We start from the raw sequence: 24,403 nt of genomic DNA, 5'->3' as shown, positions 1-24,403 counted from the left end.
GGCTGCTGGCAGCAAGCAGGATGCTTGTTTTCGCCCGCCGCTTTGCGCATAGCGTGGTGGATGATCACGCTTCGCCGCATCAGTTTCGGTTTCGCCGCCCTCCTCGCCGCCAGCGAGGTAGCGCGCTGGATCGGCGACATCCGCCTCATCCCGCTGGTATTCGACGAATTGATCGTTGCCGCCGCACTTACAGCCGCTGCATGGGTTGCACCGCGTTACGGCACCGCCCCGCTTGCCGCGGCCTGGGGCATGTTCAGCGGTCTGATGCTCGGCCTTCTTGTGCCGACGCTCGATCACCTGCTTTTCGGCCCGCCAAAGGTCGGGGCATTCTTTTACAGTATAGTTCTGGCACTCGCCTTTGTCGGCGGGCTTTGGGCGAGCAGCGTAGCCATGCGCCTTGCTTATTCGAAACCGTAGACCGGTTGACGCTTGCCAAGCGCGCTTGCGGGGCGCACAGCGCGTGCCAGAAAGGCGGGGCCATGTCCGACGAAGATTATGTCTATGACGAGGAAAGCGGCGAGTGGCTGCCCGCGTCCGAGCTTGCGGCCAAGCAGGCGGCAGAAAATGCAGTCGAGGTGCGCGATGCCGTGGGCAATATCCTGCAGGATGGCGACCAGGTGACGCTGATCAAGGATCTGACCGTCAAGGGCGCGGGGCAGACGCTGAAACAGGGTACGCTGATCAAGTCGATCCGGCTGACCGGCGACGCGCAGGAAATCGACTGCAAATTTGACGGCATAAAAGGCCTTGTGCTGCGTGCCGAATTCGTCCGCAAACGTTGATGCGACGCCTTGTCCTTATCGCAGCGCTCGCGCTTTCCGCCTGCGCGACAACGCCGCCAGCCAATCCGCAGGATGCATTCTGGACCAATCTTCGTGCGCATTGCGGCAAAGCCTATTCCGGCAAACTCACCAGCGAAGAAGCCGTAGATGCCGATTTCAAGGGCCGCCTTATGCTGATGCATGTGCGCAGTTGCACCGACAATGAAATCCGCATTCCCTTCCACATCGGCCCCAAAGATGGCGACAGCAAATGGGATCGTTCGCGCACCTGGGTGATAACCCGCACGGCAAGCGGATTGCGGTTAAAGCATGACCACCGGCATGAAGATGGCAGCGAAGATCTGCTGACCCAATATGGCGGCGACACAGCCACACCCGGCAGCGCCACTGCCCAAAGTTTCCCCGTCGAAGCCGAGAGCATCGGACTATTCCGTCGCGAAGGACGCGGTGTATCGGTGACCAATGTCTGGGAGGTCGAGATCAGTGACAAACGCGCGGCCAGCCCGCGCTTTGCCTATATCCTGCGCCGTACGGGAGAGAATGCCCGGCTGTTCCGCGTCGAGTTCGATCTTGGCCGTGCGGTGACGCCGCCGCCCCCGCCATGGGGCTTTTAAGCGCTTCGGTTCATTCGATCGGCTTTGGCTGCCACAGCTCTATCTTGCGGCCTTCGGGATCCATGATGTGGGCGAAGCGACCATTGGCTTCATCGGGGAAGGTCTTGACCGGTTCCACCCCATGTTCGGCACAGCGCGCAAGCATGCCGTCAAGATCATCGACCATCAGATTGAACATGAATTCCTTGTCTGACGGGGCGAAATAATCGGTGTCGGCCTTGAATGGCGAAAATACCGTTGCCGCGCCCGGATGCGCAGCGGCGGCGTCGGGCGTGAAGACTACGCCCCATGGTTGAACATCGATGCCGAGCACCCGCGCATACCATTCATTGGTCGCCTCCGGGTCCGCCGATTTGAAGAAAAGACCCCCAAGTCCAAGGATTTTAGCCATGATTCCAGACCTTTCTGCTGGTTAGCTGAGACCTTTTCTTACTGCGTTCCGCACAGTTTCGCAATCTCGCCCGAAAGTGCGACGGCGGTATGATCCTGCCAGTGCGGCGCGATCACCTGGATGCCGATGGGCAGCCCTTCATGCCCGCCAACCGGCACTGAAACCGAGGGCAAGCCGGGATAGGTCGCGAGCCCGATCCACGCAATCTGCGTGTGAAAGGGTGACGGCTGCCCATTCAGGATTACGCGGCGGGCACGCCAATTGGGATCGTCGCTGTGGTGGAAGGCAGTGGTTCCAAAGACTGGTGCAAGGATTGCATCATATTCGCCAAACAGCGCCTGCCATTCGCGCATCCGGTTTGCCTGCTTGTCGAGCAGTTCGAGCCATTCGCGCGCGGTCAGTTCCGGCCGGTCAGGCGAAGGCGGCTGGCGGGCGGCCATCGCGACGTTGAGCAGCTTCATATAGTCGGCATGCATCGCCTCGAGGTCCGGAAGGAGGTCGGTGCGATGCTCGATGATTGCACCTGCATCGGCGGCCTTGTCCGCCGCATGGCGCAGCGCCGCCGCCACGGCGCTATCGAGTTCGGCAACCGGATGGCTTTCGATGAGAAGGATGCGCGCACCTTTCAGCCCGTCGGCACGGGCACGCGGCAACGGCATGGTGCTGGTCAGATCGAGCGCGAGCGCAAGATCATCGGCACTGCGCGCCATCGGCCCAGTCATCGACATCACCGTCGGTCCGCCCTTCATCCCCGGGAAATAGTGCCCGTCAAAGGGAATGGCGCCATAGGTGGGTTTCAGCCCGGTCACGCCGCAGAAATGGCAGGGGGTGCGGATCGACCCGCCAATGTCAGAACCGAATTCGAGCGGTACCATCCCCGCCGCCAGCGCCGCTGCCCCGCCGCCCGAGGAGCCACCGGGCACGCGGCTGAGATCATGCGGATTGTTGGTGCGGCCGTAAATCGGGTTCACCGATTGCAGGTCGGCGAGCGCGACGGGAACATTGGTCTTCCCCAATATCACCGCCCCCGCCGCCTTCAGCCGCTTCACCGCATGCGCATCTTCATCCGCCACGAAATCGCGCGCAAATTCGAAACCCCATGTGGTTTTCAGCCCGGCAATGTCATAGCTTTCCTTGACGGTCATCGGCACGCCGTTGAGCGGCCCGGCCTGCCCTGCCGCCTTCGCTTTGTCGCGCAGCTTCGCCTGCTCTCGCGCGCGATCAAAATCGCGCACCACCACCGCATTGATCGGCCCGTCGAGCGCCTCGATCCGCGCGATTGCGGCCTCGCAGGCTTCGACCGCCGAAAGCTCTCCCCGCGCGATCTGGCCTGCGAGTTCGAGCGCGGTCGGTTCGTTGTGCAACCGTGGAAATGCCATCATCCGTTCCTTTTAATCCGCCTTGGCCATCAGGCCCTTGATAACCAACGCAAAGCCCGCGACCATCGCCAGCGACAGAACAATCAGCAGCACCGTAATCAGGCTTTCTTGCCAAGGTGCGCCCACATGGTCGCCTGCGACGATCGGCATCGTCTGCCGCCCTGCACCCCAGATCGCGCCGAGCAGCACGGTCGCCCAATTGGCGGTGGTGCCAAAGGCGAGCAGGCCAAAGGCCCAGCGCTCCGCCCGCGCGCCCAGATGCACAAATCGCCAGCCAGCGCCGAGCGCGAGCAGCATGATGCCGTTCATCAACCCTTCAAGATGCGCCGAAAGCCCCATGCGCGGATTGGCCATGCTGCCCGAAACAAAGCCGGTGAGCAGTCCCGCCATCACCAGCAACGCGCCCAGCAGCATGAACCGCCGCGCGGTGCGATTGTCTGCACTTTCCATAAATCCTCCCCCTCACACTCTCCGCCGCCGATGCAACAGCAGCGGCGGGCACGAGTCAAGCGGGCGTTACACGGCGGCGCAGCAGGAAGACCAGGAAGCCGATGGTGAACAGCGCATCACCCGAAAGGATAGCGCCCGTTCCCGGTGCAGCGCTTCCCGCGAACACATCGGGGAGCAGCAGTGCGACGATCCCTGCCTTGCCGACGATACCCGCCCACAGCACCGGGCCAAAGCGCGCCGGATCGCGCCCGACAATCGCATAGACGATACCGAAACAGAGCACGAGCAGGCCGACAATCCGGTCGTTCACTGCCGCCGCGCTGTTTGCCAACCCTGCCCCGCCAATCACCAGATTATACGTCGCGGCCGCATAGAAAAACCAGCGCCAGCGCGTGCCCCTGCCATTGCCAATATCGTGCATCGCAATCCCCCTGTGTCGATAGGTTTAGCCGCAAAGCAAGGCGGGTAAAGCGCATGCTGCACCGTTCATGCGCTTTTCATGGCCCTGCTCCGGCAAAAGCGTGTAAGGCACAGCCGCGCTCCGAATGCCTTGGGTCAGTCGCAATAAGGAGCATGTCTTGGAAACCCGACTGATCATTGCCTATTCTTTGATTGCCCTGATGGCCGTGCTGGCCACGATCGGCGGCGTTGCATTTCGCCGCAGCCAATCGCGCAAACAACGGCGCGACCAAGGGCGCGGTGATTATTGATCTTCGGCCCTGAGGCTCCTCTCTGACCCCCTCAACCAAATTCAAACCGGCCCGGCATGCCTTCGGCTATCCGCGCCCGATCGCGGTGGAACCAGCGCCCGGCGAGGAAAAAGGCAGGCAGCGCGAGCAGCGAGGCGACCGACATCGTCATCGCGGCATGGGTGTAAGGTTCGAGGCTGCCCGCATTGCGGAACAGGTCGATCAGCCAGCCCGTGCCGGTAATGCCTAGGCCTAGGCCCACGACATTCAGGCACAATATGTTGAACGCGATCACCGTCGCGCGCGCAGAAGACGGCGAGAGTTCCTGTATGGTCGAAATGGACGGCCCGTAAAAGGCGCACAGGATGAAGATGCCCAGCCCGATGCCCGGCACGAACAGCACCGAATCCGCGGGCAATATGCGGAAGATGACCGAGAATGGCCCGACAATCAGGAACATCCAGAACAGCAGCATCGCCCGGCCCGACTTCCTGTATTTATACCACCAATCGCCGGCAAACCCGCCAAACAGCGTGCCCGCAATCCCCGCGACAACGGTGATATAGCCCGTCAGCTTGGCGATTTCCGCCCGCTCAAAACCGCGTTCCTCGACAAACCAGATCTGGTCAAACGCCGCCGCGCCGACGGCAAAGTGCAGCGCAACCCCGCCACCGATCATCATGCACAAGGCGGGCGATTGCTTCAGCGCCGCGCCGAGCAATTTCATATGCCCGCCAAGGCCCGGGCCATGTTCATGGGCATGCACCGTCGGCACGCGCGGATCGCGCACGAACAGCATCAGCACCGCGAAAAGCATCCCCACCCCGCCGAGCAGGTAGAAACAATTGCGCCAGCCGATGGTGGGGCCAAGATAGCCCGCAACCAGCAGGCTGAGCCCCGCGCCTACCGGCACGCCAAGATAATAGAGCGCCGCCGCCAGCCCCAATTGCGACGGGCGAAAGCGGTCGGCGAGCAGCGAGGTCGCCGCCGGGGTCAGCGCCGATTCCCCAACGCCGATCAGCGCGCGCGGGATTGCCATCGAGACAAAGCCCTTCGCCGCCCCGCTGGCCGCGGTCAGCAGGCTCCACAACGCAATCGCCGCCGCGATCAACCGGCCGCGATGCATCCTGTCCGCCAAAATCCCCATGAACAGCCCGGCAACCGCATAGAAGATGATGAAGAACAGCCCGGTCAGCAGGCCATATTGGGTATCGGTCAGCCCCAGTTCGGGCTTGATGAAATTGGCAAAGCTGGGGAGCAGCTGGCGATCGACGAAATTGAGGATGTTGATGATGATGAGCAGCGAGAGCAGCCCCCATCGCGACGGATCATCCTTTGCGGCACTCTCATCGGCTTGCGCACTGATATCAGCGGACATTTACTCTGCCTCTCCCAATCTCCGCCACCATCATGGGAGAGAGCGGGGAGGATGCCAAGCGGGAAAGTGCGCGCATCGCCGCGCGGCGGGCCATCCATCGATTTATATTCGATGGGCGCGTCCTCTTTCTCCCCCTCCGCCTCCGCATCGACTTCGTCAGAACCCGCAGATTCTTCAGAAAGTAGAAGCGCCGCACGCACCCTTGCCCGCGCCTCGATCTCGCTCTTGCCCAGCACCTCGTCAAAGAAGCATTCCCACAGTTCCTGCGCGCTCAGCCCTTCGTCGATCATTTGCAGGAAGCAGTCGAAACGCACCGCGACCGCCAGCACCTCGGGCAAGGCCGTTGCCGGGTTCACCCGATCGAGCAGCGCCATCGAAAGCCGGGGGTTTTGCCGGGTGTAGGTTGTTACCCCATCCTCGCGCACCCAGCGCGCCTCCTCCCCCTTGATCGCGCTGGTCATCAGATTGTCGGCGACAATCCGTCGCGCGATGATCAGCGCAGCCTCCCACCCCAGGTTAAAGGCATAACCGCGCGCGGTGCGGCGCAGGGCATAGCAACCGCCGCTGCTCATCCCCACGCTGCGTATGGCTTCGGCGGCAACGCCATTGTCGGCCAGATGCGCAAGGCAAGCCGCCTGCCGCCCCGCGCTCCACCCATCGGCGCGCGATTCATAACGCAGATAAGCCGCCGCAGGCAGCCGCGCATCGGCATCGCCAACCAAGGGGGAAATTGGCGGGAGGGGATTTGGCTGGGGGGAGGTGTGCATATCCATGTCCTTTAATGAAAAGGACTTGGGCTAATTTATCTGGCCTGATGTAGGACAGCGAAATCTGGGAAATATCCGCCCAAATATGTTGACCATTTATTGACCATCGCCCTAGTATAACTGCCAATATGCCGCCTGAATTAGTTGCCCTTATCGACAGGCCATTCATCCTTTTGGCCGTACTGACCGTTGGCGCCTTGATTGGCATTGCCGTGGAACGATTGGTGGAGGGGCAGAAACGCGCCGAACGCCGCGCCTATTGGAAGGGGCGCAATTCGGGCCAGCGCGGCAGCAAGCCGGTACAGCTCAAGAAAGACGGACTGGCGGAAAAACCCGGCGGCAATGGTGCCAATGCGACCGACCAGCTTGCGCGCGTGATGATTGCCGATTTCTCATCCCGCCCGCTGCTCAACCGGCCAGAGGCGAACCTGTTCAAGGCGCTCGACGCCGCCGTGATCGCGCGCAACCCGCGATGGCAGGTGATGGCGCAGGTTTCATTGGGGGAGTTCCTGACCAGCCCTGACAAGGAAGCCTATGGCGCAGTCAATTCAAAGCGCGTCGATTTCGCGCTGATGGACCCGGACGCCCGCGTCGTCCACGCGATCGAATATCAGGGCAGCGGCCACCACCTCCCCGGCAGCAGCGCCGCCGCCCGCGACGCCGTGAAAAAGGAAGCGCTGCGCAAAGCAGGGATTGGCTATCACGAAGTGGTCGCCGGCCACACCACGGCAGGAGAGTTGAAGCGGTTGGTGGAGAAGTTGGTGCCGGGGGAGTAAAGCAGCCTCGATCCAAACCACTTCAGTAATTTACTTGTTATTACTTTGGTACATTCCGATATAAACTTTATCAGTATTTTTTGGACTGCCAAATGAAAGATAGTTTTGAATTCGACATCGAAGCAGTCAAAAGAGCAATAAATGCTGCGGCTCAACAAGAGCACGAACGAAAAAAGCGATGGGGTGCGCAGGGCCCACCAGTGAATAATGTATTTCGAGGATCTAGACTTGTAGCCGCTTACAATGAGCTACTAAGTATTAGGCCTGATGCAACCTATCACGATTTTCTGATGCTGTATCTGCAACGGATTTTTGGAGCAGAATGGTGGCATGAAGAAACAAATAAGACTGAAGATAAGCGCCATGCTATCGTGAGTTGGTACATCGCCTGCGAGCGAATGATGCTCGAACAGAGCAAAGGTGAGGCTGTTGTGCACAAACGCCCCATGCCTACCGAAGCAGCGAATTTACTCCGGCTTGCCTTCGATCTCCATCAAATCAGGCATCTAGGGTTGCTGTTACCAAGTATGGTCAAAAGGCTTAAAGTAATTCAGCAATTTCAAGGTGCTAGATATGAAGTTGCTGTTGCAGCAGCATTTGCACGCGCAAACTTCAACATTGAATTAGAACCAGAGGGTAAAGGGCCAGAGAAGCGCTGCGAGTTCTCGGCAACTCATATCCCGACAAATCATAGATACTCAGTCGAAGCAAAGAGCCGGCATCTGCCGGGGGTTTTGGGTCAGCCAATTGCAACTCCAACAGTCAAAGAAGAGCCGTTCGTTGAAAGTTTGGTCAGAAAGGCGCTGGATAAACATGCGGAACATCAGAGAATTATATGTATTGATGTAAACAGACCACATCGTAACGATGATCTAATTCCAGAATGGACCAGCTATCTTCGAAATCAAATTAATATGATGGAGAAAAAGAACTATGGATCTGCACTTATAATTTTTACTAATTCTCCTTTTCATTTTTTTGAACCAGGCGCTCCTGCTCGAGGTCAAAAGACCGTAATAATGGGACTAGCAGAACCAAAGTTCCAACCCGATAATTTATCTGAAGTTCAAAAATCGTTTCCAGGAATAGTAGAGATAGCAAATCTCTTTCATCTACCTGTTCCAAGTGTCTGGGATTAAACACCCCACCCCTACCCAAAATTTTAACCCCTTTTACCGCATAATCCCGCTTTCCGGCCGGGCTCGCGCAATGTGGCTTGGTTGTGGTCGTTAATGTGTGGATGGACGACATGAATTGGGGTTCGACGAAATTGCGGTTGGTGCTGGTGGGGATTGGCGTTGTGGCCTTTTCCGTCATCACCTCGCTGCTCGCGACGCACGCCAGTTTCACGATGAGCGAACAGGTGTCCTATCGCGATTCCATGCTGGTCGCGCTGGTCATCCCGCTGCTCGTTGCGCCGCCATCCTATGGCTATGTCGCCTGGCTCAGCTGGAAATTGAAAAAGGCCAATGAACGGCTCGACAGCCTGGCGCACCAGGATCCGCTGACCGGGCTATCGAACCGCCGCGCCTTTGTCGATGCGGCGACTGCGCGGCTTTCCGAAGGCAGCGCGCAAATCCTCGCGATGATCGATATCGACCATTTCAAGCGGATCAACGATCGTATCGGCCATGCGGGTGGAGACAATGCGTTGAAGCACGCCGCAGACCTGCTGCGCCGGTCCGCCCCCCAGGATGCGCTGCTCGCGCGTTTGGGCGGGGAGGAATTCGGCCTACTCTTTGCCCTGCCCGCAGACGATGGCGGCGCTGCCACATCCGCCGCCGCCGCGCATGTGGAGGCGATGCGGCTGCAACTGGAATCGCTGCCGCTGATCACCCCGCAGGGGCGGATCGATGTGACCGCCAGCTTTGGCCTTGCCATCGCGCGCGCCGATGAAACGCTAGACACGCTGCTCAGCCGTGCCGACCTTGCGCTTTATGCGGCGAAGCATGCCGGCCGCAACCGGCTGCACATGGCGATGTAGGCTGCGCGGCGCCGACCTTCTGGGTCAGCGCCCGACCTCAATCATGCTCGCGCCCGCCAGCGCCGAGATAAAGCTCCCGCCCTGTCTCGTCATAGACCTTGCTCATCTCTGCCATGCCCGCCTCGGCATCCTCTGCCGCGACAAAGCCGTCCGCCGGCTGGTTTTGCAGCTTGGCAAATTCGCGCACTTCCTGGCTGATCTTCATGCTGCAGAATTTCGGCCCGCACATGCTACAGAAATGCGCGGTCTTTGCGCCTTCCGCCGGCAGCGTCTGGTCGTGATATTGCTCCGCCGTATCGGGATCGAGGCTGAGGTTGAACTGGTCGCGCCAGCGGAATTCGAAGCGCGCCTTCGATAGCGCATCGTCGCGCACCTTCGCCGCCGGGTGGCCCTTGGCAAGGTCCGCCGCGTGCGCCGCCAGCTTGTAGGTGACAACGCCAACCTTCACATCGTCGCGGTCGGGCAGGCCCAGATGCTCCTTGGGCGTGACGTAGCAGAGCATCGCCGTGCCGTACCAGCCGATCATCGCAGCACCAATGCCGCTGGTGATATGGTCATATCCCGGCGCGATATCGGTGGTGAGCGGCCCGAGCGTGTAGAAGGGTGCCTCGCCGCACGCCTCCAACTGCTTGTCCATATTCTCCTTGATCTTGTGCATCGGCACATGGCCGGGCCCTTCGATCATCACCTGCACATCCTGTTCCCAGGCGCGCTTGGTGAGCTCGCCCAGCGTGTAAAGCTCGGCGAACTGCGCTTCGTCATTGGCATCGGCGATGCTGCCGGGGCGCAAGCCGTCACCCAAGGAATAGGCAACGTCATAGGCCTTCATGATCTCGGTGATCTCGTCAAAGCGTTCGTAGAGGAAGCTTTCCTTGTGATGCGCAAGGCACCATTTCGCCATGATGCTGCCGCCGCGGCTGACGATGCCGGTCACGCGCTTTGCCGCCAACGGCACATAAGGCAGGCGCACGCCCGCATGGATGGTGAAATAGTCGACGCCCTGTTCGGCCTGCTCGATCAGCGTGTCGCGGAATATTTCCCAGGTCAGTTCCTCGGCAATGCCGCCGACCTTTTCGAGCGCCTGGTAGATCGGCACGGTGCCGATGGGTACGGGCGAGTTGCGGATGATCCATTCGCGCGTGTCGTGGATGTTGCGCCCTGTTGACAGGTCCATCACCGTATCCGCGCCCCAGCGGATCGACCAGACCATCTTGTCGACTTCGCTCGCCACGTCAGACGCGACCGCGCTGTTGCCGATATTGGCGTTGATCTTCACAAGGAAGTTGCGCCCGATCGCCATCGGTTCGCTTTCGGGGTGGTTGATGTTGCTGGGGATGATCGCCCTTCCCCGCGCCACTTCATCGCGTACGAATTCGGGCGTCACATAATCGGGGATTGCCGCGCCAAAGCTTTCGCCGTCGCGCACATATTCCTTGAGCCGCGCCCGGCCGAGATTTTCACGCTCCGCGACATATTCCATCTCGGGCGTGATGATGCCGCGCCGGGCATAGTGCATCTGGCTGACATTCATGCCGGGCTTGGCGCGCAGCACCTGTTTCTTCACATTGGGAAATGGCGCGACGCCGCCGCTACGGTCGGGGCCAAGCTGGCCATTATCTTCGGGGCGGACCGCGCGCTGTTCCTTATGCTCGACATCGCCCCTGCCAAGGATCCAATGTCGGCGCAGTTCGGGCAGGCCTTCCGATATGTCGATGCGGGCATTGGGGTCGGTATAGGGACCGCTGGTATCATAGACGCGCACCGGCGGCTCACCGCTCGAGGGTTCGAGGTAAATCTCGCGCATCGCGACCTTCAGCGGGCCGACATGGATCTTTTTCGATCCCCGAATGGGGCCGGTGGTGACTGCAGGTTGCTCTGTGCGTGCGGGGGCGTCGCCCATGGATAGTCTCCTCGATGGGCGGTGGGGAAATGGCCTTGCGATGCAGCCTTCCCTCCCTCCGCCCGTGCTAACGGGTTCAGGTTCAACGGGTCGGATGGTGCTTACCCATCCCTCTCAGCCACAGCAGGCTCCCCGGGGATGTTGCAAGAATAGGCCGCTTGGCCCTAACTGTCCAGCATGACAAACCCCTCTCCACAGGAAATCCGCGCGCTGGCCGATGCCGGGGGCATATTGGCGCTGCGCGTGGTGCCGGGAGCGAAGGTGGAGCGGGCCGCGATAGAGAATGGCGCGCTCAAGCTGTGGACGCGCACCGCGCCCGAAGATGGCAAGGCTACCAAGGCCGTGCTGGCGCAGTTGGCCGTGCTGCTGGGGGTTTCGCCGCGTGAACTGGAACTGGTTTCAGGGGCAACTTCGCGCGAGAAACGCGTGCGCCTGCCTGCGGCTTAAGGGGCTTTCCAGTCGCTGACCGTGTTGAAGGCGGGAATGCTCTTCTTGGTCTTTGGCCGCTCAATCTCGTCATAATAACCGGGGGGCAGGCTGGTGATCGGAACGCCCGCAGCCGCCATCATATAGGGCGAGACACGGCGGCTGGTGCACAACCCGCCATTGCCGTCGCTGACCAGCCTTTCTTCAAATTCAACACCCTGCTGTATTCCGTTTGAACGGACCACGGTTGATACCGCCAACTGCCCATCGCCAAAGTCGATCACGAATCTTGTGCCCACCGGTACATCGACAATGCCCTCGATCAGCGCGCCGGACATTGAAAGGTTGCGCAGCACGATCTTGTAATAATGGTCGTCATGGATCGCGCCGATCTTGCGGTACATCGAAAGTCGGTCGCTACGCTGCACCGCCGGGCCTGATGGTGCGATTTCCCATGCCCCTGCTTCGCATTTTTCCAGCAGCACATCATTGCCCACCGGTTGACTATAGACATAGCCCTGCACATGGCTGACGCGCAGATCGCGGATCAGCGATAGCTGATCGAGCGATTCAATCCCCTCTGCTGTGGTTTCCATCCCCAGCGCCTCGGCCAGTGCGACAATTGCGGAAATGATTGCCCCGTTGCGCGATTCCGGCTGCGTCGCGTCGCGTACAAAGCTCTGGTCGATCTTGATCTTGTCAAACGGCGCGGTCTTCAGATAGCCGAGCGAGGAATAGCCCGTTCCGAAATCGTCAAGCGCAAGGCGCACGCCCAATTTCTTCAATTCGGCAAACATCTTGTCGGTATCTGCACCATCCTGCAGGAAAACGCTTTCGGTGATTTCCAGCTCCAGCCGGCCGGGCGGCAGGCCGGAATCGGCAAGCGCCGACGAAATCAGCTGTGGCAGGGTATCGCTGGCGAATTGTATCGGTGACACATTGACCGCGACCTTCATCTTGCCCGGCCAAGTTGCTGCCTCCTGGCAAGCCTTGCGCAGCACCCACTCACCCAGGTCGGTAATCAAATTGGCGTCTTCGGCAATCGGGATGAACAAAGCGGGTGAAATATTGCCGCGCTCCGGATGTTTCCAGCGGATCAGCGCTTCAAAGCCGGTGACGATGTTGGTCTGTGCGGCAACAACCGGCTGATAGGCAACCCACATCTGCCCATTGACCAGCGCATCGCGCAGGTCTTCCTCCAGCACGCGGCGGTCTTCGGCAGCTTGCAGCAGGTCGCTCGAATAGAAACGAAAACGCCCGCGGCCCGATCCCTTGGCGGAATAGAGCGCAAGGTCGGCGCTGCGGATCAGATCCTCGCTCGACTGCCCGTCAAAGGGGCTGACCGCAATGCCGACCGACGCGCCGATGATGCAGCGGCTGCCATCAATCGAATAAGGTTGTGAAAGGCTGCGAATGATGCGGTCGGCAAGGTCGCCCAAGGCGCCGCGATCATCCTCGTCGGGCATAATGATCTGGAATTCGTCACCGCCCAAGCGGCCGATCTTTTCGCGATCACCCACGGCACGAACGAGGCGGTCCGCCACTTGCTTCAACAACGCGTCGCCCGCCGGGTGTCCCAGCGTATCGTTCACCTGCTTGAACCGGTCGAGGTCGATCAGCATCACCGCACAGGCGCGCTTTTGAACCTGGAACGCGGCAACGGTTTTCTCCAGCCGCCGTGCCATTTGATAACGGTTGAGAAGGCCTGTCAGCGAGTCATAGGTTGCCAGCCGGTCATTGTCGCGCGCGGCAATGCGCTGCGAAGTGATGTCGGTGCCATTGCCACGGAAACCGGCAAAATTGCCCTTGTTGTCGAAAAACGGGCTGCCCGAAACCGACCACCAGATTTCGTCCTCAATACCCCCAGCCTGCAGCGGCAGGTTTTCAAAGCTCGACTGCCGCATCATCAGGAAGGGCAGGCTGCGCTGGCGATCCTCGACATCCTCATTCTTGCGGAAAATTTCCACCAGATGCTTGCCGAGTATCGCACTCGGTTCCATCCCGAGCTGCTCCGAAATCGATGCGGTGATATAGGTTAACCGGCCATCGGCATCGGTCGACCAGAACCAGCCACGCCCGCTTTCTTCAAAACTTTGCAGCAGCAGCAGGGCATCGCGCGAAGATGCCGGCACTATCGCCGGTGCCGCGCTCTGGCGCATTTTTTCCAGCAGCCTGCCACCGGCAGAGCCGTCGGCTTTGGAAGCCTTCCAAGAAAATTTCGCTGCGCCCATCAACTACGTATCCCACACGGATTTCCGCAGCGGGTTAGCCACCTAGTCTTTCAGAAGGGTAAATTGTAAGGTTAACATCATGTAAAATCTACATAGTTTTCCGGTCGAGCGTTTCGAGCCATTTCACCGTTTCGGCCAGCGCTTTCTGGCCCGCCTCTCCATCAAGATTGAACTGATATTCGTGGCCCAGCGGCGGATCATGGTCGGGCGGATAGAACAGACTGGTGACAGTAACGCCCTGCGCCCGCAACTGCCGGTCAAATTTCACCGATTGGGGACCCAGCGGATCTGCATTGCCAGCGCTGATGAAAGTCGCCGGAAATGCCGGGGTCAGGTAATTGCCGACCGAAAAAGTCTCGAAACCCGGAACATCGCGCCATTCGCGCTTTCCGCTGTACGACCAGATCACCGTGCGGATGAACCAGCCACCAAAACCGCCCGCATCGGGATCGAGCATCGCGGCATCGAACACGCCGCAATGGAGCAGCGCGCCTTTCATCTCCGCAGGCGTGATCGGTGCCGTTATGCCGACCTTGCGCGCATAGTCTGGCGCGGTGACGATATTGGCGAGTTGGGCCGCGACATGCGAACCTGCGGAATCGCCCGCAAACACAAAGGCATCGCCATTGATACCCAGCTTTCCGGCATTGCGGTCCAGATAGGCAATGGCTTTTGCAAATTGCCGTGTCGGGGTCGGATAAGTCGCGGTCGGAGCGATGGTGTAATCGACATTGACGACAGCAAAACCCTTGCCAGCAAGGATTTTCAGGTAGTTTTCGATATCGCCGCGCCTGCCCGAAACAAAACCGCCACCATGGATCCAGACGATCGTCGGACGCGCCGGATCGAGCTGCGCAGGGCGGTAAATGTCGAGAAGCGCGTCGCGATCGGCGGTGTCATAGCGCAATGCGCGTTGCGCGGTCACATTATCGGGCAGATGCTTCACCAGCGCATCGGACGCCGTCTTCGCCCCATGGTCGAACAGCATGCGGATCGCCCAGACACTGGGCCAAGGCGTGATGTAGAGGACGGTGACTGCAGCCAGCGCGACTATCGCCACCAATGCGAGCAGGAATTTTTTCATGCGCCCACTCCCCTCCTTCTGTTCACGCTAACCGGGCGGCAATGCTTCCCAGGTGTAGATGCCGGCATCGGCCATAAGTGAGAGGCTGAGCGTCGTGCCGCGGATGGTGTAGCTGCGGACGAAGCCGAGATCGCGGGCGATGGTTACGTCCATCGCGCCCGGCTGGCACATCGCGCGCGTCATCGCCCCGCCGCTGATCGCAAGGCCCCCGCCGGTGGGTGAACTGGGCGTTGCTTCCCACTTGCCCATCAGCCGGTTGCAATCGAGCTGCGCCGCCAGCGAACCGTCGCTGGCGAAATTGAGCACATATTTTTCCGGATTGGGCGGAATCTTGGTGCCGATGCTGTCGTCCATCGACTGGAACTGGACCAGCCGCCATTTGGTGCCGGGAAGCCCACGCGTTACCGGCGGCGCGACAGGCAAGACCTGCGGCGGGTTGTCGGGATCGATCTCGAAACACTCGTTGCTCGCGCCCGAAGGCTCGGTCCAGGTCACATCCTTGCCCTTGCCGCGCAGGCTGTGGCCTTCTCCGGCATAGGCATAGCCCGATCCGCTGACTTCCTGCTTGAGTGAATAGCTTGCCGCGCCGACCGAGAGCTTGGCCGCATTGCCGGTAAAGGCGACGTCGAACCTTTTGCCATTGCCGCACTGGAAGGTGGCTTCAATTGCCTCGACGGGCTTGGCGAGGTCGCCCTTGTCGTCCTCTGGGCCGCTATAGGAAACGCACCCTGCGAGCAGCATGCTGCCCGCCAGTGCCATTGCAACCATCCGCATTCGCATCTCCTGCTTCAAGAGTGAAAGCTTATGCAGACCGCTGCCCCCGCGCGGTCCGAGGGGAAATCAGTTTTTGTAGCTGGGATCGATCCGATCAAGCTTGCGCAGCAGCGCGGGCCAGGCAAGGCTTTGCGCCACCATCGCCATGCCCCCCGGCGGCGATTGGGTTTCGACCTTGCCTTCGACGCCCTGCGGCGGGGTGTGCAGATTCTCTCGGCCTGCCGAGAGCATCTTCACCTGCGCATCGCAGGCACGCTCAAGGAAATAGAGCCGCATGAAGCAATCGGCGACGCTCTGCCCCACGGCCAGCGTGCCGTGGTTCCTGAGGATCATCGCATGTTTCTCGCCCAGATCCTCGACCAGCCGCTCGCGCTCATCAAGGTCGGTCGCGATGCCTTCATATTCGTGATAGGCGACATTGTGCTTGGCGATCATCGCGGTCTGGGTGTGCGGCAACAGCCCTTCGGCCATCGCACTGACAGCCTGGCCAGCAGGCGTATGCAGGTGCATCACCGCATGCGCATCCTCGCGCGCCATGTGGATGGCGGAGTGGATGGTGAAACCGGCGGGGTTCACCGGATGCGCGGTCGGCACCACCGGCTGCCCGTCGACATCGATCTTGACGAGCGAGGAAGCGGTAATCTCCTCAAACATCATGTCATAGGGGTTGATCAGGAAATGATGCTCCGGCCCCGGCACGCGGGCAGACAGGTGGGTGAAGATCAAATCGTCCCAGCCATAAAGCGCGACCAGCCGATAGGCAGCGGCCAGATCGACGCGGACCGCCCATTCCTCTTCGCTCACCGTGTTGCGGATATGGTCGTCATTGGCGGCGGTTGCCGTGTTCATCATTACGGACATGTGTCTCTCCTGAAATCCTGATCCTATTCCATCGCCCGCTTATATACGCTGGTCTTGGGCTTCTCGAACAGCTTCATCACCATCGGCTCAAAAAATTCAAGCGGAAGGGTATCATAATCGGGGTCGAAAGCCGGGCAGTCATATTTCTCGATGAACTCGGCGGTCGCGGCATAATAAGGATGGTCGGCATATTGGTCACGCATGTTGCGATCGAGGCCGAGATAGTGGAAGAAATTATAGCCTTGGAAAATGCCATGATGCTGCACGATCCAGTGGAGCTCTTCTGAAACGAAGGGCTTCAGGATCGCCGCGGCAATATCGGGATGGTTATAGGCGCCCAGCGTGTCGCCAATATCGTGGAGCAGCGCCATCACGACATATTCCTCATCACGGCCATCGCGATAGGCCCGCGTTGCCGTCTGCAGGCAGTGGGTCAGCCGGTCGACCGGAAAGCCGCCAAAATCGCCATCGAGCAAGCGCAGATGATCGAGCACCCGCGCGCCGCCATTGGCCGAAAAGGGCTTCATATGCGCGCGAATGATATCCCAGTCTTCCTGGGTACCCTCGGTCATGGTGCGGAACTGCGCGCTCTTTTCCAGCAGGTCGGTCATTAATGCTCTCCTCTTGGAAAGCAGGATTCACTGAAACGCCCCCAAATGCAAGGGGGGAGAGCGCGATTGGCGGCACCCTACCCCTTATTGCCTTCGTGCAGCATCTGGTTGGTGACGCCGGGGCGCAGCGGCGCGTCGCAGCGGATGCACACGCCCTGCCGGTCGGCATCGATGAACAGCCGCTGGCGCATCGCGGTGAGCTTTTCCTCCAGCTTCTTTCGCACCATCGCCGGTTCTTCCTGCCGGAATTTCTTGCCCCAACCGTCAAAGCGCCAGCCGGCCTGATATTCCTCAAATGTCAGCACCGCCTCGGAATTCCCGGCGAGTTTGCCGCCCGTCATGTCGCCGCGTTTGATCAGCAGGCCGAGCATTGCATCCGAAGGTTCGATCTTGCGCTCATATTCCTCCCCCTTGCGGATGATGATCGTCTCGCGCCCCTCCACCGCGCGCTGATAGGCAATGGCAATCAGCCCCTGCTGCGAACGTTCAAGCGCATCCTCCCACGCAGCCGCAAAAGGGGGGTAGCGCCGCTGCGCCCGCCGCGCCGCCACGGCAGACATCCCCGCCACCCGCGCCGCATCCTTGACGCAGCCAGTATGCGCCAGCGTATCGAGGAAGCGCTGCACCCGGTGCTGGTTCCAGCCATCATGCCGCTTCGGATAACCCGGCATCAACGCCTTGAAATTGATCCGCGGCCCGCCGGGAATATGCTGCGGCGGATTGGCGGAGGCAGCGGCCAGATCATCCTCCGGCTTTCGGCGCCGCGCCATTACCGATCCTCCTCTGGGCAATCATGCGCATCACCATCGTCGAGTATGGAGAAATAGCAGGGCGCGCAAAAGCCGAGCGCCTTCAACTCGGCAGCAGCCCAATCAAATTCCTGCCGCAGGTCGTGCAAATATTCGACCAACTGATCCATCCGCTCGCTCTTCGCCAGTTCGTAGAGCATCGCCTGCAACCCAGCCAATTTGGGCGATAGAGGGATGGGTTGATTAGGCGCAGCGCGCGGCGTTTTTCGCGGTGGAGGTGGCGGGGCAGGCATGGCAGCGATTCCTTTCCGGTTAGAGAAACGAATCAGACGTAACCTATATGGTTATATGTAGGACAGAGGTTTATTCTTCATGCATCGGTTCATGAGAGGTGTATTACACGTGTCATCAACTCAAAGGAGGTGGAGCGGTTATGAACAGACATGCCCGTAACGGCATTTTTGCTGGACTGGTTGCTGGCATTATTGCGGCCGTTTTGAATTGGGACGGAAAACCTATTGTTGCCGCGTCGGCCATATTGTTTGGAGCACTGATCGGTTGGTTGATCGGAGCCTACATTAGCAAGCGAAATACTTTGTGATCAGTTTATCCACAAGTTCGCGAAATAGGGGTTTGCAGAATCATTTGAGTCGCCTGTAGAATCGACCCTGACAGTCACGTCACCACTTTCCTGAACCTCCACCTCAAGCCCCTTATTGCGGCGAGGGGCAAGAGGCTCCTCGGAGGGCTGGCCTCAAGCCAGCGTCAGGAAAAGAGGAGGCGTATATGTTGCGACGTGTTCACGTTCGTGCATATTTGCGCTGGCGCTTAGGCCGTTTGGAGAGTGTGTGTCACCACACTCGCCGGTGGCCGCGCCAGCACGCATTTGAGTTTAACTAAGCTCTAACTCACCTCAGTGACGTGGCTGTCACCCGCCCGTTGTTTGGGTCTAATTAGTTCCTATAAACCGGCACGGATTCTTCTCAAAGCAAAAGTTTTCAACAAGCATAAAGATTGCTTTATGCTTAGGAAAAACCTCTGCTTACATTGAATCGTATTCTACTTATGCGGCCTTGCTGACAAAGTTTTTCGAAACTACCCCACCCCCATCAACTGCGAAGGATAGGGCAGCGCCAGTGCGCGGGCGTCCGCTTCGCTGCCTTCCAGCCAGCGGGCATAATCGCTTTCGTGCAGGATCACCGGCATCGCCTTTGGGTGCAGCGGGGCGACCAGCGGGTTGGGCTCACAGGTCAGGAAGGCAAAGACCTTTGCCCCATTTGCGTCGGCGCGCCACAGGCCGGCAAAGGCGCCGATTGGCCGATCCTTTAGTGTGAACCAATGTTCTTCGCGGCCAGCGCCGATTTTCGGCTCTGCAAAGCGGGCGAAGGGGACGAGGCAGCGTTGATGCGGCCGCGCCAGCATCGATCGCCAGAATGGGCTATCAAGGTTCCTGATATTGGTGACATATTTGATCACCGTCGTTCCCGGCCGCTTGCCGGGCAGCGACAGCGGCACACCCCATGCCATGATGTCGGCAAAGGCGCCCCCGCCCTCCTTATGTACGCCCTCTTGCCGCACAACCCACGCCTTGCGCCGCGGCCAGACATCGGTTTCGACCGCCTCTGCCTCTGGCGGCAAGGGCGCCTTCAAATCCCATGCGATAAATTCGCGCCATGTCGAAAGCTCTGCCTGGATTTCGGGGCTGTTCGCATAATGGTTGCACATAGGTCGGATGGTAAGCCGTGGCGGGTGAATTGCAATCAGGCTCCCCCTCTTGCCCCACAACCCATGTTCGGCTAGGCCGCGCGCGAAAGTCGAATCTCCCGCTTCTGCGCTGGTTTGATGGCCCTCACCGACTGGTCCACCCTGCCGTCCGTCGACAGGCTCAGGACTAGCGGTTGTGTAAAAGGCGCTGTCTTCCCCAATCCCGCGCATGGGCACCGAACAAAGAAGGGGTAATTACCATGACCGCCGTTGGACAAGACTCGCTTGGCACCCGCTCGACATTGAATGTCGGGGGGAAGCAATATGCCTATTATTCGTTGAAAAAGGCGGCGGAAAAGCTGGGCGATGTATCGCGCCTGCCCTTTAGCATGAAGGTGCTGCTCGAAAACCTGCTGCGTTTTGAAGATGGCGGCTTCACCGTTTCGACCGCCGATGCCCAGGCGCTTGTCGATTGGCAGAAGAACCCCACCGAAAGCCAGAACGAGATCCAGTATCGCCCGGCGCGCGTGCTCCTTCAGGATTTCACTGGCGTTCCTTGCGTCGTCGACCTTGCCGCAATGCGCGATGCGATTGCAAAGCTGGGCGGCGATACCAGCAAGATCAACCCGCTCGTCCCCGTCCACCTCGTCATCGACCACTCGGTGATGGTTGATGAATTCGGCCACCCCAAGGCGTTCGAGCAGAATGTGGAGATCGAATATTACCGCAACGGGGAGCGTTATGACTTCCTGAAATGGGGTTCGAAATCGCTCGACAATTTCAAGGCGGTTCCCCCGGGCACCGGCATCTGCCACCAGGTGAACCTTGAGCATATCGCACAGGCCGTCTGGACCTCGCAGGATCAGAGCGGCGCGACCGTCGCTTACCCCGACACCTGCGTTGGCACCGACAGCCACACGACGATGATCAACGGCCTTGGCGTTCTTGGCTGGGGCGTGGGCGGCATCGAGGCAGAGGCCGCGATGCTCGGCCAGCCGGTATCGATGCTGATCCCCGAAGTCGTCGGCTTCAAGCTGACCGGTTCGCTGCCCGAAGGCATCACCGCGACCGACCTCGTCCTCACCTGCACCCAGATGCTGCGCGCGCATGGCGTGGTTGGCCGCTTCGTCGAATATTATGGCCCGGGCCTTGCCTCGCTGACCCTCGCCGACCGCGCGACGCTCGCCAACATGGCGCCCGAATATGGCGCGACCTGCGGCTTCTTCGGCATCGACGACAAGACGCTCGACTATATGCGCCTCACGGGCCGCAGCGAAGACGCGATCGCGCTCGCCGAGGCTTATGCCAAGGAACAGGGTTTCTGGATCGATCCCTCGGTCGAGCCGGTATTCAGCTCCACCCTCGAACTCGACATGTCGACCGTGCAGCCCTCGCTGGCGGGGCCAAAGCGCCCGCAGGACAAGGTCGTGCTGTCGAACGTCGACGATGTGTTCAACAAGGACCTCGCCGAAGTTTACAAGCATGACGGCTTCAAGCGCGTGCCTGTCGAAGGCAAAGCCCATGACATCGGCGACGGCGACGTTGTGATCGCGGCGATTACCTCGTGCACCAACACCTCGAACCCGGGCGTGCTCGTCGCGGCGGGCCTCGTCGCCAAGAAGGCGAATGAGCGCGGCCTCAAGCCCAAGCCCTGGGTGAAGACGTCGCTCGCGCCGGGATCGCAGGTCGTCACCGACTATCTGGTGAAGGCTGGGTTGCAGGAGCATCTCGACGCGGTTGGCTTCAACCTTGTCGGCTATGGCTGCACCACCTGCATCGGCAACTCCGGCCCGCTGGCAGAGCCGATTTCGAAGGCGATCAACGGCAATGATATCGTCGCCGCCTCGGTCCTTTCGGGCAACCGCAACTTTGAAGGCCGCGTCTCACCCGATGTACGCGCGAACTTCCTCGCTTCGCCGCCGCTGGTTGTTGCTTACGCGCTCAAGGGCACGGTGACCGAGGATTTCACCACCACCCCGATCGGGCAGGACAAGGATGGCAACGACGTCTTCCTCAAGGACATCTGGCCCTCCAACGCCGAAGTCCACGACCTGATGACCGCGAATATCAGCCGCGAAATGTTCGAGGCGCGCTATGCCAACGTCTATAAGGGCGACGAGCATTGGCAGAAGATCAACGTCGAGGGTTCGGAAACCTACCAGTGGCGCGCAGGCAGCACCTATGTCGCCAACCCGCCTTATTTCGAGGGCATGAGCATGACCCCGGCCCCGGTTTCGGACATCATCGAAGCCAAGCCGCTCGCGATCCTCGGCGACTCGATCACCACCGACCACATCAGCCCCGCCGGCAGCATCAAGGCAGACAGCCCGGCCGGAAAATGGCTTATGGAACATCAGGTCAGCAAGTCAGACTTCAACAGCTACGGCGCCCGCCGCGGCCACCACGAAGTCATGATGCGTGGCACGTTTGCGAATATAAGAATCAAGAACGAAATGGTGCCCGGAATCGAAGGTGGCATGAGCCGTTATGGCGATGGCCCTGCCGAACCGATTTACGACGTAGCGATGAAGCACAAGGCCGACGGCACACCGATGGTTGTGATCGGCGGCAAGGAATATGGCACCGGATCGTCACGTGACTGGGCGGCGAAGGGTACCAACCTGCTCGGCGTCAAGGCCGTTATTGTCGAAAGCTTTGAGCGTATCCACCGTTCGAACCTTGTCGGCATGGGCGTTTTGCCCCTGCAGTTCAAGGAAGGCGAAAACCGCCAGAGCCTTGGCCTCGATGGCGATTGCAGCTTCACCATCACCGGCGTCGCCAATTTGAAGCCGCGCCAGACGGTGACAGTCAAGGTTACCCGCAAGGATGGATCGACCTTCACCTTCGACGCGCTGTGCCGCATCGATACCGCCAATGAGCTGGAATATTTCCTCAACGGCGGCATCCTGCACTATGTGCTGCGCAAGCTGGCTGCCTGATCGGCCACTGTCGTTGAGAATGAAGAGGGCCGCGGATTTCGCGGCCCTTTTTCGTTTCAGGCTGCGTCTTCGATCCGCGCCAGTAACGCCTCAACCTGCACCTGCGCACCGGCGACGGCGTTAAGCTCTGCCACCACCCCGTCAAATGGCGCGGTGAGCGTATGCTCCATCTTCATTGCCTCGAGGGTGAGCAGTTTCTGACCCTTGGTCACCGCCTGCCCCGCCGACACGTCGACCGCGATGATGCGGCCCGGCATGGGGGAGAGGATGGTGCCATCGCCCGCTACCCCGCCATGCGCGCCTTCGTGGCGATCGAGCGTGTAGCGGCGCGCGAATCCGCCGGTGAAGGCGAGGACATCGCGCGCAGGCTCGGCCACATTCACTTCGTCGATCGGCACTTCATAAACCGTACCCGCATCGTCGCGCAGACGTGCCACCGCGTGCGCTGCAGCATTCATGCGGAAACCGAGCGCACCGCTCCAAGGCCCTTCGCCCGGGCTGGCAGCGAGAAGCGCCGCGACTTCGGTCAATTCCTCAACCTCCGCCTCAATCGGGTGCACCAGTTCGTCGCCATCGCGCCCGATTAGGCCGGTATCGACATCGCCCAAGAGGAACTCGGGGTGACGCAGCAAATTGCCGAGGAAGCCGGCGTTGGTTTTGACTGGCCAGACTTCGGTATCGTCGATGCCCGCCTCAAGCCGCGCGATGGCCTCGTCACGCGTTCCGCCATGCGCAATCAGCTTGGTGATCATCGGGTCGTAAAAGGGGGAGACTTCGCCGCCCTGCTCCACCCCGGTATCGACGCGCAGATTTTCGGGCAGCACCAGATGTTCGAGCTTGCCGATGGAAGGGAGGAAGCCCTTTTCGGGATCCTCGGCATAGAGTCGCGCCTCCATCGCCCAGCCGTTGATGCCAAGCTGCTCCTGCGTCATGGGCAGGCGTTCGCCGCTCGCGATGCGCAACTGCCATTCGACCAGATCAACGCCGGTAATCGCCTCGGTCACCGGATGTTCGACCTGCAGGCGGGTGTTCATTTCCATGAACCAGATACGGTCGGCGCGCAGCCCTGCCGAAGCATCGGCGATGAACTCGATCGTGCCCGCGCCGACATAGTCGACTGCCTTGGCGGCGCGCACGGCCGCTGCGCATAACGCTTCGCGCGTTTCGGCATCCATACCCGGCGCAGGCGCTTCCTCGATCACTTTCTGGTGGCGGCGCTGGAGCGAGCAATCGCGCTCGAATAGGTGGACAATCTGGCCGTGGCTGTCACCAAACACCTGCACCTCGATATGGCGCGGGCGCTGGATATATTTCTCGATCAGGACATGGTCGTTGCCAAAGCTCGCCGCCGCCTCACGCCGGCAACTGGCGAGTGCATCGGCAAAATCCTCTGGCCGTTCGACCAGCCGCATCCCCTTGCCGCCGCCGCCAGCGACTGCCTTGATCAGCACCGGATAACCGACGCCATCGGCTTGGATCGACAGGAAACCCGCATCCTGGTTGCTGCCCATATAGCCCGGGGTCACTGGCACACCAGCCTGCTGCATCAATTGCTTGGCCGCATCTTTCAGGCCCATGGCGGTGATACTCGCCGGGTTGGGGCCAACCCAGACCAGCCCTGCGCTGATCACGCGCTGCGCAAATTCCGCATTTTCAGAGAGGAAACCATAGCCCGGGTGGATCGCCTCAGCGCCAGTCGCGCGCGCGGCATCGATGATCTTTTCACCCACCAGATAGCTTTCGCGCGCGGCAGAGGGCCCGATATGCACGGCATCATCAGCCAAGCGCACATGCAGCGCGTCGGCATCGGCATCCGAATAGACCGCAATGGTGCGGATACCCATGGCCCGTGCGGTGCGGATGATCCGGCAAGCAATTTCGCCACGATTGGCGATGAGGAGGGATTGGATCATT

The 24,403-nt window shown here is 60.2% G+C and carries 26 protein-coding genes and 1 riboswitch; of the genes, 10 read left to right on the top strand and 16 right to left on the bottom strand.

Going from position 1 to position 24,403, the window contains the following annotated elements; all coding sequences use genetic code 11:
* Nucleotides 1-60 precede the first annotated feature (60 nt).
* The 3 genes from ACFSAG_RS08510 (at nt 61) to ACFSAG_RS08500 (ending at nt 1,396) form a co-directional block, all read left to right on the top strand.
* Nucleotides 61-417, top strand: a complete 357-nt coding sequence (locus ACFSAG_RS08510) for a hypothetical protein (protein ID WP_381513503.1) — start codon at nt 61-63, stop codon at nt 415-417.
* A 62-nt stretch (nt 418-479) separates the two neighbouring features.
* On the top strand, nt 480-782 hold the full coding sequence (locus ACFSAG_RS08505) for an alkylphosphonate utilization protein (protein WP_374614868.1): 303 nt from the start codon (nt 480-482) through the stop codon (nt 780-782).
* Nucleotides 782-1,396, top strand: a complete 615-nt coding sequence (locus tag ACFSAG_RS08500) for a hypothetical protein (protein WP_381513501.1) — start codon at nt 782-784, stop codon at nt 1,394-1,396. Before ACFSAG_RS08505 ends, ACFSAG_RS08500 begins: the two co-directional genes overlap by 1 nt.
* A gap of 10 nt (nt 1,397-1,406) precedes the next feature.
* Here ACFSAG_RS08500 and ACFSAG_RS08495 read toward each other — a convergent pair whose 3' ends face one another.
* The 4 genes from ACFSAG_RS08495 to ACFSAG_RS08480 are packed head-to-tail and all read right to left on the bottom strand — an operon-like array spanning nt 1,407 to nt 4,037.
* Nucleotides 1,407-1,787 (bottom strand): VOC family protein, encoded by a 381-nt coding sequence (locus ACFSAG_RS08495; RefSeq protein ID WP_381513498.1) that lies wholly within the window; start codon nt 1,785-1,787, stop codon nt 1,407-1,409.
* A 38-nt stretch (nt 1,788-1,825) separates the two neighbouring features.
* On the bottom strand, nt 1,826-3,166 hold the full coding sequence (locus ACFSAG_RS08490) for an amidase family protein (RefSeq protein WP_381513496.1): 1,341 nt from the start codon (nt 3,164-3,166) through the stop codon (nt 1,826-1,828).
* Nucleotides 3,167-3,178: 12 nt separating this feature from the next.
* Complete coding sequence (locus ACFSAG_RS08485; protein WP_381513494.1) at nt 3,179-3,616, bottom strand: hypothetical protein; 438 nt, start codon at nt 3,614-3,616, stop codon at nt 3,179-3,181.
* Nucleotides 3,617-3,671: 55 nt separating this feature from the next.
* Nucleotides 3,672-4,037 carry a hypothetical protein gene (locus ACFSAG_RS08480; RefSeq protein WP_381513492.1) on the bottom strand — a complete coding sequence of 122 codons (366 nt, stop codon included), beginning with the start codon at nt 4,035-4,037 and terminating at the stop codon, nt 3,672-3,674.
* A 157-nt stretch (nt 4,038-4,194) separates the two neighbouring features.
* Between ACFSAG_RS08480 and ACFSAG_RS08475 the strand changes: the two genes are divergently transcribed.
* Complete coding sequence (locus ACFSAG_RS08475) at nt 4,195-4,326, top strand: hypothetical protein (RefSeq protein ID WP_374614862.1); 132 nt, start codon at nt 4,195-4,197, stop codon at nt 4,324-4,326.
* Nucleotides 4,327-4,357: 31 nt separating this feature from the next.
* Here ACFSAG_RS08475 and ACFSAG_RS08470 read toward each other — a convergent pair whose 3' ends face one another.
* The gene (locus tag ACFSAG_RS08470; RefSeq protein WP_381514123.1) at nt 4,358-5,566 is read right to left on the bottom strand and encodes an MFS transporter; all 1,209 of its coding nucleotides are present in this window, start codon (nt 5,564-5,566) and stop codon (nt 4,358-4,360) included.
* A complete protein-coding gene (locus ACFSAG_RS08465; RefSeq protein WP_381513488.1) occupies nt 5,521-6,450 on the bottom strand; it encodes a hypothetical protein in 930 nt (309 codons plus the stop codon). The genes ACFSAG_RS08470 and ACFSAG_RS08465 overlap by 46 nt, the downstream gene beginning before the upstream one ends.
* A 128-nt stretch (nt 6,451-6,578) precedes the next feature.
* On the opposite strand from ACFSAG_RS08465, the gene ACFSAG_RS08460 reads away from it, so the two are divergent.
* The 3 genes from ACFSAG_RS08460 (at nt 6,579) to ACFSAG_RS08450 (ending at nt 9,210) form a co-directional block, all read left to right on the top strand.
* A complete protein-coding gene (locus tag ACFSAG_RS08460) occupies nt 6,579-7,226 on the top strand; it encodes a DUF2726 domain-containing protein (RefSeq protein ID WP_381513486.1) in 648 nt (215 codons plus the stop codon).
* Nucleotides 7,227-7,318: 92 nt separating this feature from the next.
* Complete coding sequence (locus tag ACFSAG_RS08455; protein ID WP_381513483.1) at nt 7,319-8,365, top strand: hypothetical protein; 1,047 nt, start codon at nt 7,319-7,321, stop codon at nt 8,363-8,365.
* Between the two features lie 110 nt (nt 8,366-8,475).
* Nucleotides 8,476-9,210, top strand: a complete 735-nt coding sequence (locus ACFSAG_RS08450) for a GGDEF domain-containing protein (protein WP_381513480.1) — start codon at nt 8,476-8,478, stop codon at nt 9,208-9,210.
* Between the two features lie 37 nt (nt 9,211-9,247).
* Here ACFSAG_RS08450 and thiC read toward each other — a convergent pair whose 3' ends face one another.
* Complete coding sequence (gene thiC, locus ACFSAG_RS08445) at nt 9,248-11,110, bottom strand: phosphomethylpyrimidine synthase ThiC (RefSeq protein WP_381513477.1); 1,863 nt, start codon at nt 11,108-11,110, stop codon at nt 9,248-9,250.
* Between the two features lie 36 nt (nt 11,111-11,146).
* A riboswitch (TPP riboswitch) is annotated at nt 11,147-11,255 on the bottom strand.
* Between the two features lie 32 nt (nt 11,256-11,287).
* Between thiC and ACFSAG_RS08440 the strand changes: the two genes are divergently transcribed.
* A complete protein-coding gene (locus ACFSAG_RS08440) occupies nt 11,288-11,557 on the top strand; it encodes a DUF167 domain-containing protein (protein ID WP_381513474.1) in 270 nt (89 codons plus the stop codon).
* Here the strand turns inward: ACFSAG_RS08440 and ACFSAG_RS08435 are convergent.
* From ACFSAG_RS08435 to ACFSAG_RS08405, 7 genes are all read right to left on the bottom strand, one after another.
* On the bottom strand, nt 11,554-13,767 hold the full coding sequence (locus ACFSAG_RS08435) for a putative bifunctional diguanylate cyclase/phosphodiesterase (protein WP_381513472.1): 2,214 nt from the start codon (nt 13,765-13,767) through the stop codon (nt 11,554-11,556). The two genes, ACFSAG_RS08440 and ACFSAG_RS08435, sit on opposite strands and share 4 nt — an antisense overlap.
* An 88-nt stretch (nt 13,768-13,855) precedes the next feature.
* A complete protein-coding gene (locus tag ACFSAG_RS08430) occupies nt 13,856-14,851 on the bottom strand; it encodes an alpha/beta hydrolase (protein WP_381513469.1) in 996 nt (331 codons plus the stop codon).
* Between the two features lie 27 nt (nt 14,852-14,878).
* A complete protein-coding gene (locus ACFSAG_RS08425; protein WP_381513466.1) occupies nt 14,879-15,625 on the bottom strand; it encodes an META domain-containing protein in 747 nt (248 codons plus the stop codon).
* A gap of 66 nt (nt 15,626-15,691) precedes the next feature.
* Entirely contained in the window at nt 15,692-16,486 is a 795-nt protein-coding gene (locus tag ACFSAG_RS08420) for a class II aldolase/adducin family protein (RefSeq protein ID WP_374614851.1), read from the bottom strand.
* A gap of 23 nt (nt 16,487-16,509) precedes the next feature.
* Complete coding sequence (locus ACFSAG_RS08415; RefSeq protein WP_374614850.1) at nt 16,510-17,097, bottom strand: HD domain-containing protein; 588 nt, start codon at nt 17,095-17,097, stop codon at nt 16,510-16,512.
* 77 nt (nt 17,098-17,174) lie between these two features.
* Nucleotides 17,175-17,867, bottom strand: coding sequence for a hypothetical protein (locus tag ACFSAG_RS08410; protein ID WP_381513463.1), 693 nt, complete (start codon nt 17,865-17,867; stop codon nt 17,175-17,177).
* Nucleotides 17,867-18,139, bottom strand: coding sequence for a hypothetical protein (locus ACFSAG_RS08405; RefSeq protein ID WP_381513461.1), 273 nt, complete (start codon nt 18,137-18,139; stop codon nt 17,867-17,869). The genes ACFSAG_RS08410 and ACFSAG_RS08405 overlap by 1 nt, the downstream gene beginning before the upstream one ends.
* Before the next feature lie 140 nt (nt 18,140-18,279).
* Here ACFSAG_RS08405 and ACFSAG_RS08400 point away from each other — a divergent pair, with 140 nt between their 5' ends.
* Complete coding sequence (locus tag ACFSAG_RS08400; RefSeq protein ID WP_381513458.1) at nt 18,280-18,447, top strand: hypothetical protein; 168 nt, start codon at nt 18,280-18,282, stop codon at nt 18,445-18,447.
* 494 nt (nt 18,448-18,941) lie between these two features.
* Here ACFSAG_RS08400 and ACFSAG_RS08395 read toward each other — a convergent pair whose 3' ends face one another.
* Nucleotides 18,942-19,571 (bottom strand): SOS response-associated peptidase family protein, encoded by a 630-nt coding sequence (locus ACFSAG_RS08395; RefSeq protein WP_381513455.1) that lies wholly within the window; start codon nt 19,569-19,571, stop codon nt 18,942-18,944.
* A gap of 239 nt (nt 19,572-19,810) precedes the next feature.
* Here ACFSAG_RS08395 and acnA point away from each other — a divergent pair, with 239 nt between their 5' ends.
* A complete protein-coding gene (acnA, locus tag ACFSAG_RS08390) occupies nt 19,811-22,489 on the top strand; it encodes an aconitate hydratase AcnA (protein ID WP_381513453.1) in 2,679 nt (892 codons plus the stop codon).
* Between the two features lie 56 nt (nt 22,490-22,545).
* Here the strand turns inward: acnA and ACFSAG_RS08385 are convergent, their stop codons facing one another.
* Entirely contained in the window at nt 22,546-24,402 is a 1,857-nt protein-coding gene (locus ACFSAG_RS08385) for an acetyl/propionyl/methylcrotonyl-CoA carboxylase subunit alpha (RefSeq protein WP_381513451.1), read from the bottom strand.
* Between the last annotated feature and the right edge of the window lies 1 nt (nt 24,403).

The organism is Sphingorhabdus buctiana, assembly GCF_042680825.1.
In the GTDB taxonomy this organism is placed as follows: domain Bacteria; phylum Pseudomonadota; class Alphaproteobacteria; order Sphingomonadales; family Sphingomonadaceae; genus Sphingorhabdus_B; species Sphingorhabdus_B buctiana.
This window is presented reverse-complemented; position numbering and strand designations above follow the sequence as displayed.